The sequence below is a fragment of the Ruminococcus flavefaciens ATCC 19208 genome (assembly GCF_000518765.1).
GTDB lineage: Bacteria > Bacillota > Clostridia > Oscillospirales > Ruminococcaceae > Ruminococcus > Ruminococcus flavefaciens.
The window spans coordinates 249,012-264,383 of sequence record NZ_KI912489.1; the positions used below are offsets into that span (position 1 = coordinate 249,012).

The 15,372-nt window shown below is 40.5% G+C and carries 11 protein-coding genes and 1 pseudogene; 4 read left to right on the plus strand and 8 right to left on the minus strand.

Going from position 1 to position 15,372, the window contains the following annotated elements; genetic code table 11:
* The first annotated feature begins 33 nt into the window (after positions 1–33).
* Together L870_RS0107895 and L870_RS0107900 are read left to right on the plus strand one after the other, a co-directional pair.
* Complete coding sequence (locus L870_RS0107895) at positions 34–330, plus strand: DUF6110 family protein (protein ID WP_028517687.1); 297 nt, start codon at positions 34–36, stop codon at positions 328–330.
* A gap of 49 nt (positions 331–379) precedes the next feature.
* Positions 380–2,449, plus strand: coding sequence for a heavy metal translocating P-type ATPase (locus L870_RS0107900; protein WP_028517688.1), 2,070 nt, complete (start codon positions 380–382; stop codon positions 2,447–2,449).
* Here the strand turns inward: L870_RS0107900 and L870_RS0107905 are convergent.
* The 5 genes from L870_RS0107905 to L870_RS0107930 all read right to left on the minus strand — a co-directional run bounded on the left by L870_RS0107905 (position 2,405) and on the right by L870_RS0107930 (position 6,565).
* Positions 2,405–2,899 carry a DUF4003 family protein gene (locus L870_RS0107905; RefSeq protein ID WP_341349470.1) on the minus strand — a complete coding sequence of 165 codons (495 nt, stop codon included), beginning with the start codon at positions 2,897–2,899 and terminating at the stop codon, positions 2,405–2,407. The genes L870_RS0107900 and L870_RS0107905 overlap by 45 nt on opposite strands.
* A 238-nt stretch (positions 2,900–3,137) precedes the next feature.
* The gene (locus L870_RS0107915) at positions 3,138–3,623 is read right to left on the minus strand and encodes a hypothetical protein (protein ID WP_028517690.1); all 486 of its coding nucleotides are present in this window, start codon (positions 3,621–3,623) and stop codon (positions 3,138–3,140) included.
* Positions 3,624–3,664: 41 nt separating this feature from the next.
* Positions 3,665–4,582, minus strand: a complete 918-nt coding sequence (locus tag L870_RS0107920; protein WP_028517691.1) for a magnesium transporter CorA family protein — start codon at positions 4,580–4,582, stop codon at positions 3,665–3,667.
* A gap of 242 nt (positions 4,583–4,824) precedes the next feature.
* Positions 4,825–5,241 carry a sporulation initiation factor Spo0A C-terminal domain-containing protein gene (locus L870_RS0107925; protein ID WP_028517692.1) on the minus strand — a complete coding sequence of 139 codons (417 nt, stop codon included), beginning with the start codon at positions 5,239–5,241 and terminating at the stop codon, positions 4,825–4,827.
* A gap of 283 nt (positions 5,242–5,524) precedes the next feature.
* A complete protein-coding gene (locus tag L870_RS0107930; protein ID WP_028517693.1) occupies positions 5,525–6,565 on the minus strand; it encodes a dockerin type I domain-containing protein in 1,041 nt (346 codons plus the stop codon).
* Positions 6,566–6,967: 402 nt separating this feature from the next.
* Here L870_RS0107930 and L870_RS20145 point away from each other — a divergent pair, with 402 nt between their 5' ends.
* Positions 6,968–7,138 carry an ATP-binding protein gene (locus tag L870_RS20145; RefSeq protein ID WP_423752169.1) on the plus strand — a complete coding sequence of 57 codons (171 nt, stop codon included), beginning with the start codon at positions 6,968–6,970 and terminating at the stop codon, positions 7,136–7,138.
* 170 nt (positions 7,139–7,308) lie between these two features.
* Here L870_RS20145 and L870_RS18505 read toward each other — a convergent pair whose 3' ends face one another.
* The 3 genes and pseudogenes from L870_RS18505 to L870_RS17065 all read right to left on the minus strand — a co-directional run bounded on the left by L870_RS18505 (position 7,309) and on the right by L870_RS17065 (position 12,220).
* Positions 7,309–10,101, minus strand: coding sequence for an amino acid permease (locus L870_RS18505; RefSeq protein ID WP_051411470.1), 2,793 nt, complete (start codon positions 10,099–10,101; stop codon positions 7,309–7,311).
* 86 nt (positions 10,102–10,187) lie between these two features.
* Positions 10,188–10,523 (minus strand): Hpt domain-containing protein, encoded by a 336-nt coding sequence (locus L870_RS17060; protein ID WP_051411471.1) that lies wholly within the window; start codon positions 10,521–10,523, stop codon positions 10,188–10,190.
* Between the two features lie 2 nt (positions 10,524–10,525).
* Positions 10,526–12,220, minus strand: a pseudogene (locus tag L870_RS17065) (putative bifunctional diguanylate cyclase/phosphodiesterase).
* 535 nt (positions 12,221–12,755) lie between these two features.
* Here L870_RS17065 and L870_RS19875 point away from each other — a divergent pair.
* Entirely contained in the window at positions 12,756–15,326 is a 2,571-nt protein-coding gene (locus tag L870_RS19875) for a dockerin type I repeat-containing protein (protein ID WP_080676391.1), read from the plus strand.
* The last annotated feature ends 46 nt before the right edge of the window (positions 15,327–15,372 follow it).

The window sequence follows — 15,372 nt, forward strand, 5'->3', positions numbered from 1 at the left end:
CCAAATCTTTCGATTTTTTACTGAGGTGATATTATGAAATTCAATGATATTCCATGGAAAAAAATACGCCTTATTGCAGGCGGAGTTCTTTTCGGCACAGCAGGTATCAGAGCACTTTCGAGCAAGGATGCAAAGAAATGCTATACACATGCAACGGCGGCTGTGCTTCGCGCTAAGACAGACGTTATGGCTACTGCTTCAAAAGTCCGTGAGAACTGCAATGATATACTTGCTGATGCTAAGGAAATAAACGAGCAGAGAGCAATTGAGGAAGAAGCTGCTGTTATTGCAGATAAGTGTGAGAAGATAGCTGATTCCAGCGAAGAATAAAAAGAGAAACAGGTCGCATAGGCGGCCTGTTTTTATAGAGGTGATAAATATGAAATGTAAAATAATGCATGAATCTAAAGGTCGTATGCGAGTGCGTTTCTGTATGAAAAGAATGACGCTGAAGCAGGCTGATATTGCAGAATATGCGCTGTCTGCAATAATAGGAGTTACAAGAGTACAGGTGTTTGACCGCACCTGCGATGTGGTCATTGCATACACCTGTCCGAGAAATGAGATAGTTGAAAAACTTTCAAAATTCTCATTCAACGATGAAAAGAATACAGCTCTTGTCCCCGAGCAGACCGGCAGAAAACTGAATAAGCAGTATGAGGAAAAACTTGCAGCTTTAGTTATCAGGAGAGCGGTGAATAATTTTATTGTTCCGCAGCCCATACGCAGGATAATATCTGTTTTCAAAGCCGCAAAGTACATATTTCGTGGACTGAAATGTCTGCTGAAGGGTAAGCTTGAAGTGTCAGTTCTTGATGCAACAGCTATAGGAGTATCGCTTATGCGTGGAGATTTCAAGACCGCAGGTTCAGTAATGTTCCTGCTGAATGTGGGAGATATCCTCGACGAGTGGACACACAGGAAGTCCATAGATGACCTCGCGCGGACTATGTCCCTCGGCGTTGAACAGGTGTGGACGAAAACTGCCGACGGGCAGGAGGTTCTCATGTCAGTGAATGAAGTTCGCAAGGGCGATATGATAGTAATCAGAACAGGCTCTATGATACCTCTGGACGGTAAGGTCATATCGGGCGATGCTATGGTCAATCAGGCTTCCATGACAGGCGAGTCTGTGCCTGTCCACAAGAGTGCGGGAGCTTACGTTTATGCCGGGACGGTTGTTGAGGACGGCGAGTGTACTGTCAGCGTTGAGAATACCGCAGGCGGCGGTCGCTACGACCGTATCGTCAAGATGATAGAGGAGTCCGAGAAACTGAAATCTTCAGCCGAGGACAAGGCTTCGCATCTTGCGGATAAGCTGGTACCGTGGAGCTTGGGCGGAACTTTACTTACGTATCTGCTTACAAGGAATGTCACAAAGGCACTGTCTATTCTTATGGTGGACTTTTCCTGTGCTCTTAAACTTGCAATGCCTATATCAGTGCTGTCTGCTATGCGTGATTGCAGCCGTGCAGGGATAACTGTCAAGGGCGGACGTTTTCTTGAAGCTGTTGCGGAAGCGGATACGATCGTTTTCGACAAGACCGGAACACTCACTCATTCAAATCCGCGAGTTGCACAGGTCATAACCTTCGGCGGACGCGACGAGGACGAGATACTGCGTCTGGCAGCCTGCCTTGAAGAGCATTATCCACACTCTATCGCTAACGCTGTTGTAGCTGCGGCAGCTGAAAAAGGGCTTGAACACGAGGAATTCCACTCAAATGTGGAGTATGTGGTGGCACACGGTATCTCAAGTATGGTTGAGAACGAGCGTGTACTTATCGGCAGTCACCATTTCATTATCGAGGACGAGGGTTGTACTCCGCCTGATGATCACATTTTCAGGCATTTACCAAAGGAGTATTCCCACCTGTATCTTGCCATAGGAGGCGAGGTTGCAGCCGTTATCTGCATAGAAGATCCATTACGTGAGGAAGCTGCTGACGTTGTGAAAAAGCTTCACGAATACGGCATATCACGGGTAGTAATGATGACAGGCGATAACGAGCGGACAGCAAAGGCAGTCGCTGAAAAAGTTGGAGTTGACGAGTATCACGCTGAGGTACTCCCCGAAGACAAGGCTGCATTTATATGCGCCGAGCATGAGGCAGGCCGCAAAGTGGTAATGATAGGTGACGGCGTAAACGATTCTCCTGCGCTGAGTGAAGCCGATGCAGGCATAGCCATAAGCACAGGTGCAGCAATTGCACGTGAGATAGCGGATATTACTATTTCAGCAGATGATCTTTACTCTCTTGTCGAACTGAAACGCATGAGCAATGCACTTATGTCACGTATTGACTGGAATTACAGAAAAATTATCAGTTTCAATGGCGGACTTATCGGCCTCGGTGTGCTCGGAGTCCTGCCGCCTGCGACATCTGCACTGCTGCATAATGTATCAACACTTGCCATAGGACTTCGCAGTATGACGGAGCTGAAGTAAAATATTATGAAACAGGTCTGAAAGCGCAAGGAGTATCACGTAAGAAATATCCTCTGAGTCTGTGAGTATCGGGTGCAGCATATTCATTTGCTTTATGATCTCGTTATGCTTTTCAACGATCTCATCAGCGTTCTCCTGTTTTCCAAGGTCACAGGTCAGCATTGCTGCAAGAACCATGTAGGAATTGTTCTTGAATTTCCCTTTATGCAGCTTTTTATAGACTGTCTTGACATCGTCGATATACTGTTCGGGAGTCTCGGACAGTGCCATTTCACTGAGCAGAGCTAATTTCACAGCATCTCTGTATTCTGAGAAAAATCCTGTATGCTTATTGAGGATCTTGCGGCATTCAGTCAGTTTTTCAATATCAGCTTCTTTGTCAGCACCTGTAAATATCAGTCCTGCCGCTATGCTCATAATATCTTTTTCAAATATGAACTTCTTTGAAATGGCATTGCGATTCCGTAAAAAAGCTCACATTTGTTTCTTAACCTTTCAGTCATATGTCCCTCCTTATTATTTTAACCATCTCTTTTTGCACTTTCAATGTAATAATACATCATTATTGTACATATGATACCTTAATATGTCAATACAGGATTCCGGCTTGATGCAACAAAAACTCCCCATTGTATCTCAAAATGATGCAAAGGGGAGTTTTTTAATGATTATCGGTTATTATGACAGATTACGGCTTCATTGTACATGAACCGGGACAATCAATCACCTTATTAAGCAGCTTAGTGATTATTTCGTCCTTTTTGTCTATCTGTTTTTCTCTGAATATCAAATGATCTTCAAGCATTCCGATCTGTTTCTGCAAATGGTTCAAACGCTTTTCATAGTCGGCACGTATCTCTTCATTCTTTACTACGAGAATACTTATCATTTCATTTTTGTCATGTATCAGTGCTTTAAGGGCATTAATATCATCAGAACCGCTGTCATCGCTGAACATATCAAGAAGTACGTCTGCAAGCGGAACAATGGTGCTCTGATACTTAAAGCTTCCGGGATCATTGTTTTCCGAGAATATTTTCTTGATAGTTGCTTCGGAAATATAACAATTATTCTGTTCAAGCATATCCATGATCTGTGAATTGGTAAGACCATTATCTTTTTTTACCTTGCGAAGTTTCTCGACTGTATCACGTTTTAGTTTGTTGATTTCCATTGGGTTTACTCCTTTGATGATTCTGGAACTATTATTAAGACTCAGAGCCATTTTTTCTTTTTGAAGAATATAAGACTTATTATAACTATTATGATACTTACTGCAATTACGATCGGATAAGCTGCTCTGTACTCCAGCTCCGGCATATATTTAAAGTTCATACCGTACCAGCCTGCAATAAGCGTCAGCGGCATAAAAATAGAGGTTATTACTGTAAGCAAAGCCATAATGCGATTCTGCTTTATATCAAGCTTTGACTGGTATATATCTCGTATCTGAATTGAATATTCACGGAGCGAGGCTGTAAAATCATGGAGTCTTGAAACACGCTGTGTAAAAAGATGGAAATAGCGGGTATTCTCCTCCTTAAAGAAATCGTTTTCATTTTCTTCAAGTTCCTGACTGAGCTCAAGAAGCTGTTCATAGTGAACTCTGAGATCACGCAGATCACTTCTGATACGGCTGACTCTCAGTGATGGATCCTTTTCTTCGCCTTCGAGAATATTGGATTCGATCGTATCAAGTTCCTTGTCAAGATTTTCGAGAACTATCTGATCTTTAGCCACTATCTGTTCGAGGAAATCAAATATAAAGCGTTCAAGGCTGGGCATTATCCAGCGTTTGGTGCTGATGATATTGCCTATCAGCTTATTCACAAAGCCGCTGTCGTCAATAAATACGATACCCTTTTCGTCAAGGGCGAATGCAAAGTTTGTATTTGGCGCTGAGATATTTTCTATGTTGGGAATAGAAAAAGTGCCTGTCAGCGAGTCGTAGTTTACCTCGGCTTTAGTAGAATGAATAACGGAAAGATCAATATCCATTTCGATACCCATATCAAATTTATTCCTGTTTTCCAGCCATTCAGCAGATGTCAGTACAGCAACGAATTTATCGTTTTTGCTTTTGAAGTCCAGCTTTTTTGCTTTTTCAAGTGTGTTTTTTATATAATAATACATAGCCATCACATATATAAATATAGTCTTGAGCGATTTGTGTATCGCTTTGCGGTTTTTAGTTGTTGAGCAGATATTAATTATGATATCATAAATAAGAGAAATTGTCAATTGAAAAGCCATAGAATCCTGAAAGTCTGCTCAGGATTACTATGGCTTTTGCTTTTTGTACGCACTGTGGTAAAATTTGCAGAACTCACAAACAACTCATAAGTGCACAGGGGAATGGAAAAGGCTGTTATTGCTTAAAGTTCATAACGTATTGACTCGACAGCCATTGAAAGGACTTCGGAAATATAGGGCTTGTCCACTTTATAATAAAAGACTGACTGAATACGCTGCGGATCATACGCATACGCAGATTCTATCGCTTTTCTCATATTGCGCTCAACAGCTTTTACATTTTTACCGTGATCCTTTGCGATCCGGGGATAGAGCTCCTTTGTCAGGGCTTTTAGAAGATTCGGTGATTCTATAGCCATAAGTATTGCTTTTATAAGAAGATGATATCCGTTTAAATTAGGACGTATTCCGAGTTTACGGACAAACTTGACAACTTCCGTTTCAAGCTGATCTGTATGCAGCCTTGTATTTTCAGTAGACTGATTAGTTGGGAAAAGGTACTGTTCTTTTTCGTTAGTGATAGTATTAGCTGATAGCATATTGGTTCTCCTTTTTTGTTCTTTCATTTGTTGATTTTTCTGTTTATTGCTTCTGTGGTTGACATCAGAATATTGACAGAAAATGCTATAAAACAGAAATAATCGATTTTTTTGGTCTATTTATCATATATGCATTATAACATACCGACTGATTTTATGACAAGGTTTTTTCGGTATAATTTGAGGATATTTTGCGGTTATTTTAATATCTCAAAAATATACCGCAAAATACAAAATGCAGCATATAGCTCAAAAAAGGAACATTTTGCTTTTCGGGTTAAGATCAGCAGTCAAGATATTTGTTTTTCAGATACTCTTCGATCGGCATAGCTTCTTCATTTGAGGCAGAAGCATATGCATAGTACGCAAGAATAACCGATGCATCTATTGCATTTATAAAGCCGTCATTATCTATATCGGCAGCAAGCTTTTGTGCCTCAGTGTAGCCGCCATCTTGATTTGTAGAGACCTTCGCATAATATGACAGAACTGATGAAGCATCTACGGCATCTATACGGCCATCGTTATTGACATCTCCGAGATCATATTCAACAGGAGTCGTAGTTTTTTTCTCACCGTTGATCTTTATATAACCATTATTGATACCCTTAGTGAAAACGTAGGTCATCTGAAGCTTGCCTGCATCGTTCTGTTCTGAATTAATAAATGTGTCATAAGCTATTCCGTCATTTACATACGAAATGCCAAAGGGATAGACCTCGCCCTGCTCGGCGTTTTCGGGAACAACAAAATCAATGGTGAACAAGCAGCTTTTATCCAGCAGAGTATCTTCAGAATATGCATAAAATACGAGCTGTCCTTCTTCGATCATTGCTGAACCTGTGGTAAAACAGTTTAATCCCCTGCCCGGGGTTATGACTTCACCGGTTGAGTTTCCCTTAACTTTCAGTCGGGTATCATAAAAGATATGGAACTTGATATAGCTGACAGGTTCTGTTGCGCCTGTAATGCTGAAATATACCCGTTGCACCTTACCCTTAGCATATTCGGGCTCAAGTCCGATCTTGTCGAAATAAAGCATTATTCCGCCATTGTAATCTTTTGCCTTGATAGTGGGGCAATTCCACTCTTTTGGCTGTTTCCACTGTCTGCCGTCATATGGTACTTCCTTGTCGTCCTGATAGTTAAAGGGATTTTCTAATGGCTCAGATCCATAAGCCGCAAACTCGTTTGCTGCAATAGTTGTCGGAACCGAAATTGAATTTGCTTTTATAAATCTATTCTGAAAATGATGATAGACCGAAAACGATAATACCAAACTTGTAATTGCTGATATAAAGCGCTTTACATTTCTTTTTTTCATGCCAAACCTCCTGTATTTATACGGTGTAATTATCCTGTTACAGGGTTTAAATCTTTAATTTGCCTTAATTATAGCATATAAGATGTCTAAAAGCAAGATACGCGGTGACAAATTGCCGTTATGTATAAGCTTGAACGCGAAAAAGGGTGCAGCGTCACGCTGCTTATAGCATATAAGATGTCTAAAAGCAAGCAAGGCGGCACTATGTTTGCAGAATTTTAAATAAATGCGATTACAGATTTGTAATTCTGGACAGAAGATGGAAAAATGTAATATAATATAATCATACCAAGGACATCAAGTCCGAAAATGCTTTTTTAGAATGGGGCAAAGAGTATGAAAAAATGATTTCTTGTCTCGCAGTTCTTGCAATGCTCGCAGCAGTACCTACAGCTACAGCTTTTGCAGCACGTATTCGTGAATCTTATCTCAAATGCCCTCAAACATACGAAAAACGGTACGATACTCGTAAAGGCGGAAAAAGAGGACAACTTTATAAAAGCTACCGTAAAAGATACGGGCAGAGAGCGAAGTAGGCAAGGAAACGTCTTTTATATTTACACTGCCTGTTGAATAACAACATATTTTTAAAGCAAACACAACGAAAAACGCAAAATCAAAGCATTATACAAATTATGTTTTATGAAATTGCCTGTCATTAATGTTCTGACGGGCAATTTTTCTTGATATAGAAGCAAATGCAGTCCCAAAACGGGACTGCACTAAACTTTTAATGTCATATATCATTCTTTTTTCGTCAAAACCGATGTCAGGGTCTGCAATAGTATTTTTACATCTATTGGCTTTGCGATATGTGCCTGCATACCGGCTTTTATTGCTTCATCTTCATTTTCCTTAAAAGCGTTTGCTGTCATGGCTATTATCGGTATTCCTGCGAGTTCTTTGTTATCAAGTTCGCGTATCTTCTTGGTTGCGGTATAACCGTCCATGACAGGCATTTGTACATCCATAAGAACAGCAGAATAATGCTCCGGCTCTGAAGCAGATATTTTCTCAACAGCTTCCTTACCGTTTTCTGCTGTATCAACTATGAATCCTGCCTGTGAAAGAACCATATTTGCGATCTCCATATTTATCATATTATCCTCAACAAGCAGCAGGCGCTTGCCTGCAAATGACATTATATCGTCCTGAGAATGTTCATTATTGTCCTGCTGAACAACATCGGTCTCGTCAGCTGTCTTGAACTTGAGATTCAAAATGATCTCTGTTCCGTTTCCCGGGGAAGTGATTACGTCAATAGTTCCCTCCATAAGGTCCATTAAGCTTTTGGTTATTGAAAGTCCGAGACCTGTTCCTTCAATGCCGCTTACAGTTGAAGTGCGTTCACGTTCAAAGGGAGAAAACATTTTTTTGGCAAATTCTTCCGACATACCTATTCCGTTATCACATATGCTGATCTCATATGAACCGAAATCCGCTTCTTCACAGTCTTTTTCAAGTACGGATACGTGTATTTTTCCTCCTTTTGGTGTGAACTTGTAGGCGTTGCCGAGAAGATTAAGGATAACACGATTCAGATTTTTTTCATCGCAGTAAATATACCTGTTTTTTATCCCTGTAGTATCAATATTAAAATCAATTTCTTTCTGTTTCATCTGCTCCTCGAAAAGATCATATACATCATCAAATATCCTGTTAATATCGGCAGGAATACATATGATCTCCATTTTGCCGTTTTCTATACGGCTCATTTCAAGGATATCATTTATCAACGTAAGCAGGTGCTTGTTGGAACGGTCTATTTTGACAAGATAGTTATGAAGTTCAGGAGATGAAGGTTCTTTCAGAGCAAGACCTGTATATCCTATTATTGCATTCATTGGAGTACGGATATCATGTGACATATTGAAAAGGAAACGGCTTTTGGCATGATTCCTTTCTATGGCACGAATGCTTGCGAGTTCGGCAGCTTCGTGCTTTTTTCGTACAAGATTCTGTATATATATCATTATGACAAGTCCTGTGAAAACGACCACCATAAGGACGATGCCGCCTGATATAAGCGAATAATGTACAGCGTTAACACTTTCCTTTGAAGCAATTTGTTTTGCAAGCCACAGAAAAGCAGAATATATAAGCAAAGAAAAAAGAACTACTCCTGATGTGGATATACCGCTGTATTCGCTTAAAGTGCTGCGTGTAATGGTTCGCCAGTAAAAAACGAATCCGATCAGACACCAGAAGGAAAGAAGCAGAAATGCTTCACTGCCCATTGCTTCCATTGCTGTTAATCTTGGAACAAGCTGAACTGTTACAAATATTACGGAAATAATAGTACCTGTCAAGCCTGTTATCCTGACTCTTTTTATGTTTTCGGTTTTAGCGTGCTTATAGGCTGCTGCTGAGGTATATCCAAATCCGACTATAGCCCCGAATGAAGTCAGATCGACGAACCAGCTGAGAGTATTTCTGCCAAACAGCGCAAGAGAGACAGAAAAGATCATAATAAACAATGTACTGTATACAGTTTTGGAAAACATATCGGAAAGGATCTTGTCCTCTGCCATAGTTGACAGAACGCGTATAGTAGCACGATATCCGCCGATTATTCCTGTAAGGACACCTGCCAGAGCTGTAATACTTATCAATATAAGTCCAGGTGTTCCCATTATAGCTTTTGCAGCATAGAATGTAGGAACGGATCTTTCATTTGAAAGACTGCCGAGATCTGTAATATACTCAGTCCAGTCGGCATATCCGTCGGGAACAGAGGATATGCTGACTATTGCCAGTGCAGTGTATGCAATACCTGCGGCTATGATCGCAGTAAAAATAATACGTTTGGATCTCGTTATCTTGAATTTAAAGTTATATGTGTCAAAGGAAATAACATCAAATCCGACAAATGCCCACGGAGCAAGAAAAATTATACTGTAGATACCATATGCAATGTTGGTATCCTTTAATCCTATTATGCTCAGTGAATTGCTCGAAACAGCATGAGGAATACATATTAAAGCAACCGTCAGAATTCCTGCGATCATTATTAAAGAAAGAAGCGAATGTATTTTATGAAGTATCTTTTTTGCTTTGATAAACAGGATACCCACACCTGCAAGTGCGCTGACGGAAACAAGTATTTCTCCGAAATACACCTTATTTCCTGAAATTGTGTAATGCAATCCTGTGTGTACAGCGTCGCCGAATACAGTTCGCAGTACAACAAAAAGCGCAGTTCCGTTCAGGAATACAATAGTCAGATAAGAAAGGCACAGAAACCAAGAGCTTAAAAACGCATGATCTCTTCCGAATACCTCTTTTGTATAAGAATAGACACCTCCTGCTCCGGGACTTCGGTTCATCAGAAATGAGAAATTGTAACCTATGACCAGCATGATAAGCGTACTTATACACATAGCTATTATTGTACCGATCGGACCTGCTATAGGAAGAAAGGTAGTTCCGGGCATTACAAAAGCCCCCCAACCGACCATACAGCCGAAAGCCATAGACCAGACATCAAGTCCTGATAAATAGGGCTTCGGAGTTTCGGACACTGTTTTTTTATCCATTTTTCTTAACCACCTTTCCGCACATTCTCATATCAAAATAAAACAATAAAACGGGAGCAACTCAAAGAACTGTTCCCGTTTTTACATTACAGCTCACACAGCCTGCGAAACTGTGTCTTTGTTTCTTCCAATAAAGCAGTATAATCCGTATCTGTTCCGTTGCGCAGAAGTTCGGTCATTTCATTGATCGGAACTGTCAACGGTGTTAAAGAAAGATTTGAATACATACCTTTCAATGTATGAGCAGTTTCAAATGCTGAATGATAATTTTTATAGTATATCTGCTGTTCGAGTTCGGATAATCTGTTATCGTTCAGAGCCTTGTTTACCAGCATAAGATAAAAATCCTCTTTGTTCATGCAGCGAATAAGTCCGTCTTTCACATCAGCACCGAACTCGCTTAGTTTATCGAGCGTGATCATTTTTATACACTCCTTACTTCAGCCATTAAAAGAGCAGTCAGCTCTTCTGCCGGAAGCGGCTTTGAAAAATAAAATCCCTGAATTATATCACAGCCCAGATATTCCAGCAGATCCAGCTGTTCCTTGGTTTCAACACCTTCAGCTATTACAGGTACCTCGAGAAGTCTTGCGATCTAGATCATTATTTCGACTAAACGCAGATGCTTTTTGTTGTCGCATATGTTCCTTATGAATTCCATGTCTAATTTCAGTGCATCAATCGGCAATGAACACAGCATATTGAGTGAAGAATACCCGCTGCCAAAATCGTCCATTTCAATTTTAAAACCTTTTTCACGAAGGTTTATCACTGTACTGATTATCTGTTGTGCATTATCCGAATATGCAGATTCGGTTATTTCAAGAAGGAGGTTTTCGCTGTCGATACCTCTCGATCTTGTTATATCACTTAATATCTCGACCAGCCGCGGATTAAAAACGTCAACTCTTGAAACATTAACAGATATGGGGACATTGAATCCGGCGTCTTTCCATTGTTTTATCTGATTTGCTGCTTCATTCCAGACATAATTGTCAAGCTGTCGGATAAGACCATTATCCTCAAACAGGGTAATGAACTCAGCAGGCGGTATTATGCCGTATTCGGGGTGATACCAGCGGACAAGAGCTTCTACACTTGCCAGTACAGGCTTGCTGTCACTGATATTGTATTTAGGCTGATAAAATAATTTAAATTGTTTTTCTGAGAGAGCAGTATCCATATCATTTATAAGCCGCTCTGAATGAAGCTCTTTGCTGTGCAGTTCAGCATTATAAATATCAAAGCAGGTCGTATAGCTGTTTTTTATCTTGCGGCATACAAGATCAGCGTGTTCAAAGCGCTGTTCCATATCAAGAGCATTACCGTCATCAGAATATATTCCTATTCTGAAACTGATCTTCCGGTCGTCCAGATTATCTTCGATCATTGATATAAATCGCGGAAGATGATCTTTCGGATTATCCATATGAGGGATATAAATACCAAAACAGTTGCTGTTGCTGCGGCAGGCAAGTCCTCCTGTCTGACGAACCAGTTCGTGTATGCTCTGACCGATTATTTTTAAAACTTTATCGCCGTATGATCTTCCAAAAAGCTCATTGATGATATGAAAACGATTTATATCAAGAACGAGAGCGTCCATAGGCATATTGCCATTCTGGTTATTAAGTCTTTTCCCGTATTCAAAGAAAAATTCTTTATTAAAAAGCCCGGTCAGTTCATCTCTTTCTGTATCATGAATAATGATCCTGTCTTCAAAAAGCTCGATCGAATGTCTGACTCTTGCCTGTATGACTTCCGGAGCCTCATATGGCTTTGAAATAAAATCAGCTGCACCAAGCTGCAAGCTTTTTACTTCGGCTTTTTTTTCGGAAGTTAGAACGATAACGGGAATGCTCCTCAGTTCGCTGTCGGAACGTAAAATTTTCAATAAGCTGTATCCGTCAAGAACAGGCATATGAAAATCAAGGAGAATAAGAGATAGTGTCTTTTTTTTCTTCTTAATGATCTCAAGGGCAGTCATTCCGTTTGATGCATAAATGATCTCGTATAATCCGCTCAGCATAGCTCCGAGCATTTCTCTTTCGATGAATTCGTCATCAACAATAAGTACAGTTCTATGAAGACCTTGCTTCCGCTCAAGCAATTCCTGCATTATTATTCCCCCCCTAAATTGATGATTTGGTCTTATTATACTATAATATTCTCAAATGTTCAATTGTTATGTGTAAATAAACTAAATTAATGGACTAAAACTGATATTTAGAAATAAATATTGATTTTTCTCCTATTTTCCTTATTGCTCCTGTTCTCAGTTCCACAATAAAATCGGAAATATGTTTTTAAGAAGAAGCTCAAAAGAATTTAAATGTCAGCTGAGAATGTATTATGGTACAGAAAATGAAGTATGTCATGCAGAGCCTTGTCAAGTTCACATTCAGCTTTATAATTCCGCTTTCAGGCTGATTTAACATCAAACACAGCAGTTCGGAAACATAAAAATATAACTTACCGCTTTGAAAAATGCAACTTACCCCCTAAAAAAAGCAACTTACTGATATTTTGTTGACTTCCTGAAAAAAGCAATAGTATAATAAGTATATAAAACATAAATTATTTCCTTATATTAAGGGGGGCAAGATCAATGATCTTGCAGCTAACAAAATCCAACACAGGACGGAGGAATTGATATGAAAGCAAAACCGATCGCACTATTGACAGCAGGTGTGATGTTAACAGCTCCTGCAACATTGATGCCTGCCCATGCTGCCGAACAGCCCGCAGCTGCAAAGAGCATGGAAAAGCTTCCTGAATGGATACCTGATGACTTTGAATCTGCACTTGAATTCCGTAATACCTATGGAGCTACACATATAGAGGACGGACTCATCTGTGCTGTATTCTGGGAGCAGGCAGAAAAAGTTACCGAAGATGAACCACAGGGGGGACTGCGTTACGGTATCATTGAAACAAAAGACATGACACAGTGTCTGAAGCGGGATATCTATGCTTCAAAGGACAAAGCCTTCAATTACGAAGTCAGAGTTTACAAGCCCGTAAAACAGGGCGAATTTGAGATCAGTTTTACTGATACATGGGTAAACGTATGCGGCGAAAAGATATTCACATTCTCAATAGATGATTCACTGAATACGGTTGAAACAGACATTTACAGCTGGCTGCCCGATTGTTATGAAGAGTACAGGGTTTATGAACTAACGTACAGTGATGTTTCTGTCAGGGATAATTATGTTGTTTTTTGTCTTGATTCAAATGCAGGCACGGCATTTGACTGGTATCCAACTCCGAGTAACGATTTTGACAGTTCTGTCATTAATCATATAATGACAGAATACTGTAATGAAGAAACATCTGAGTTTCTTGACGGCGGTGAACAGCACAGGATAGAACTGTATCAGGCTAAAAAAGACGGTATGGCAAAGATATCCTATGATTATGCTGCAAACTACGGAAAGCCGTATCTTCCTGACGAGGTTGAAAAGACCTTAGTCGCAGACTGTGCAATAATCAATAATGCTCGGAATGTATTGCTTCCCGGCAATATGAAAGTCACCGTTGTTGACTATGACACAGGTGAACCGCTGAAAATTGCTGAAGACTCGATGCTTTCCATATGGACGGATATACGGCATTATACACCTGAAGGTGAGAAGGTCACAGGACCTATCTACGCAATAAACCCCAATCCTACAGTTATTGATAATTTATGGAACTATTCCAAAGCAGATCATTTTGCATTCCGTCTGGGTGACTATGGTATTCCCGAGGGATATGCTGAGCCTGACAATAAAGGTTTTATAGTTTATACTAAAGGGGGCATTTTATCCGATCATCTGACCGTTACAGAGTATGAAAACGGTTCTGCCGATGTTGTGTTCAGACTGAAAAAAGAATCCAAAAGAGTGCTTCCTGAGGAAAAGTCTGCTGATCTCACCAACCTTAAAAAGGGAGAAACACGCATCACAGTTTATGACAAGGATACAGGTGAGCTTATCCCGAGTGAGCTGCTGGAAAATCATTACTGTGGATTCGGAACCGATATTCGGTTTGAAGAGCCGAATGTACCCGGCGGCTGGATGATGACAGGTCCTATATATGTCGTTAGCTCCAATCCGCAGGTCTATCAGACCGATCTCGCAAATCTGTACAGATCCGCAGATTATTTCGAATTCCTGTGCGACGATCAGCCCGAAGTAACACTATACGACAACGGCGCGATGGATCTGGTTATAAGAACCAAGATAAAAGTATCTGGAAATATAAACGGAGACGGTGAATTCAATATCGCCGATATGGTAGCATTGCAGAAATGGCTGCTCAATGCATACGATAAAGAGATCTACAGCTGGGGAGAAGCCGACTTTGATCTGGATAATGAGCTGACAGTCTTTGACCTCATTCTTATGAGAAAAGAACTTATCAGGAAAAATGCAGTGACATATGTTGAGCCTGATAAACGTCTTACAAATGCTTCACCATTACGTGTTCTGGTGGACGGTCTGAAATTGTATCTTGGTCCTGATGAAGGCTATCAAATAATAGATAACATTCCTGAGGGAACAAGGATCTATGAAATTGGCTATCAGAATGATAATTCTGAATGGCTGTTCACAGAGTACAAAGGCAAGTACGGCTGGGTGAAAACAGTCGAGGGTGATAACGAGACTATGACACTTTATTTTGAGAAGTATGTTGATAAGCCTGTTATTTACCTTTATCCCGAAGAGGAGACCGAAGTCCGTATTGAGCTTGAACTGACTGAATCAGAGCTCTCCACAACTTATCCGAGATATAATAACGGCTGGGACGTTGTGGCGTCACCTGACGGTTCTCTTCTTAACAAGGCTGACGGTACGCATCATAAGTACCTTTTCTGGGACAGCGCAAACTGCCGTACAAGATTTGATATGTCAAAGGGATTCTGCGTTGCAGGAAGTGATACCGAAAGCTTCCTCAAGGAAAAGCTTACATATATGGGACTTACCGAGGAAGAAATGAATGAATTTATCGTATACTGGCTGCCGAGAATGGAGCATAACAAGTATAATCTCATTTCCTTCCAAAGCGATGCCTATACGAATTCCGCAAAGCTGAACATTACACCGACTCCTGACAGCCTCCTACGCGTATTCATGACATATGTGCCGCTTGAAGAGGCAGTGGATATCGAACCTCAGCAGCTTGATTCTTTTGAGAGAAAAGGCTTTACAGTTGTTGAATGGGGCGGCAGCGAGATCTGAAAAGTTCTATAAGCTTATGCAAAGCGGCTAAGAATTATCTTAGCCG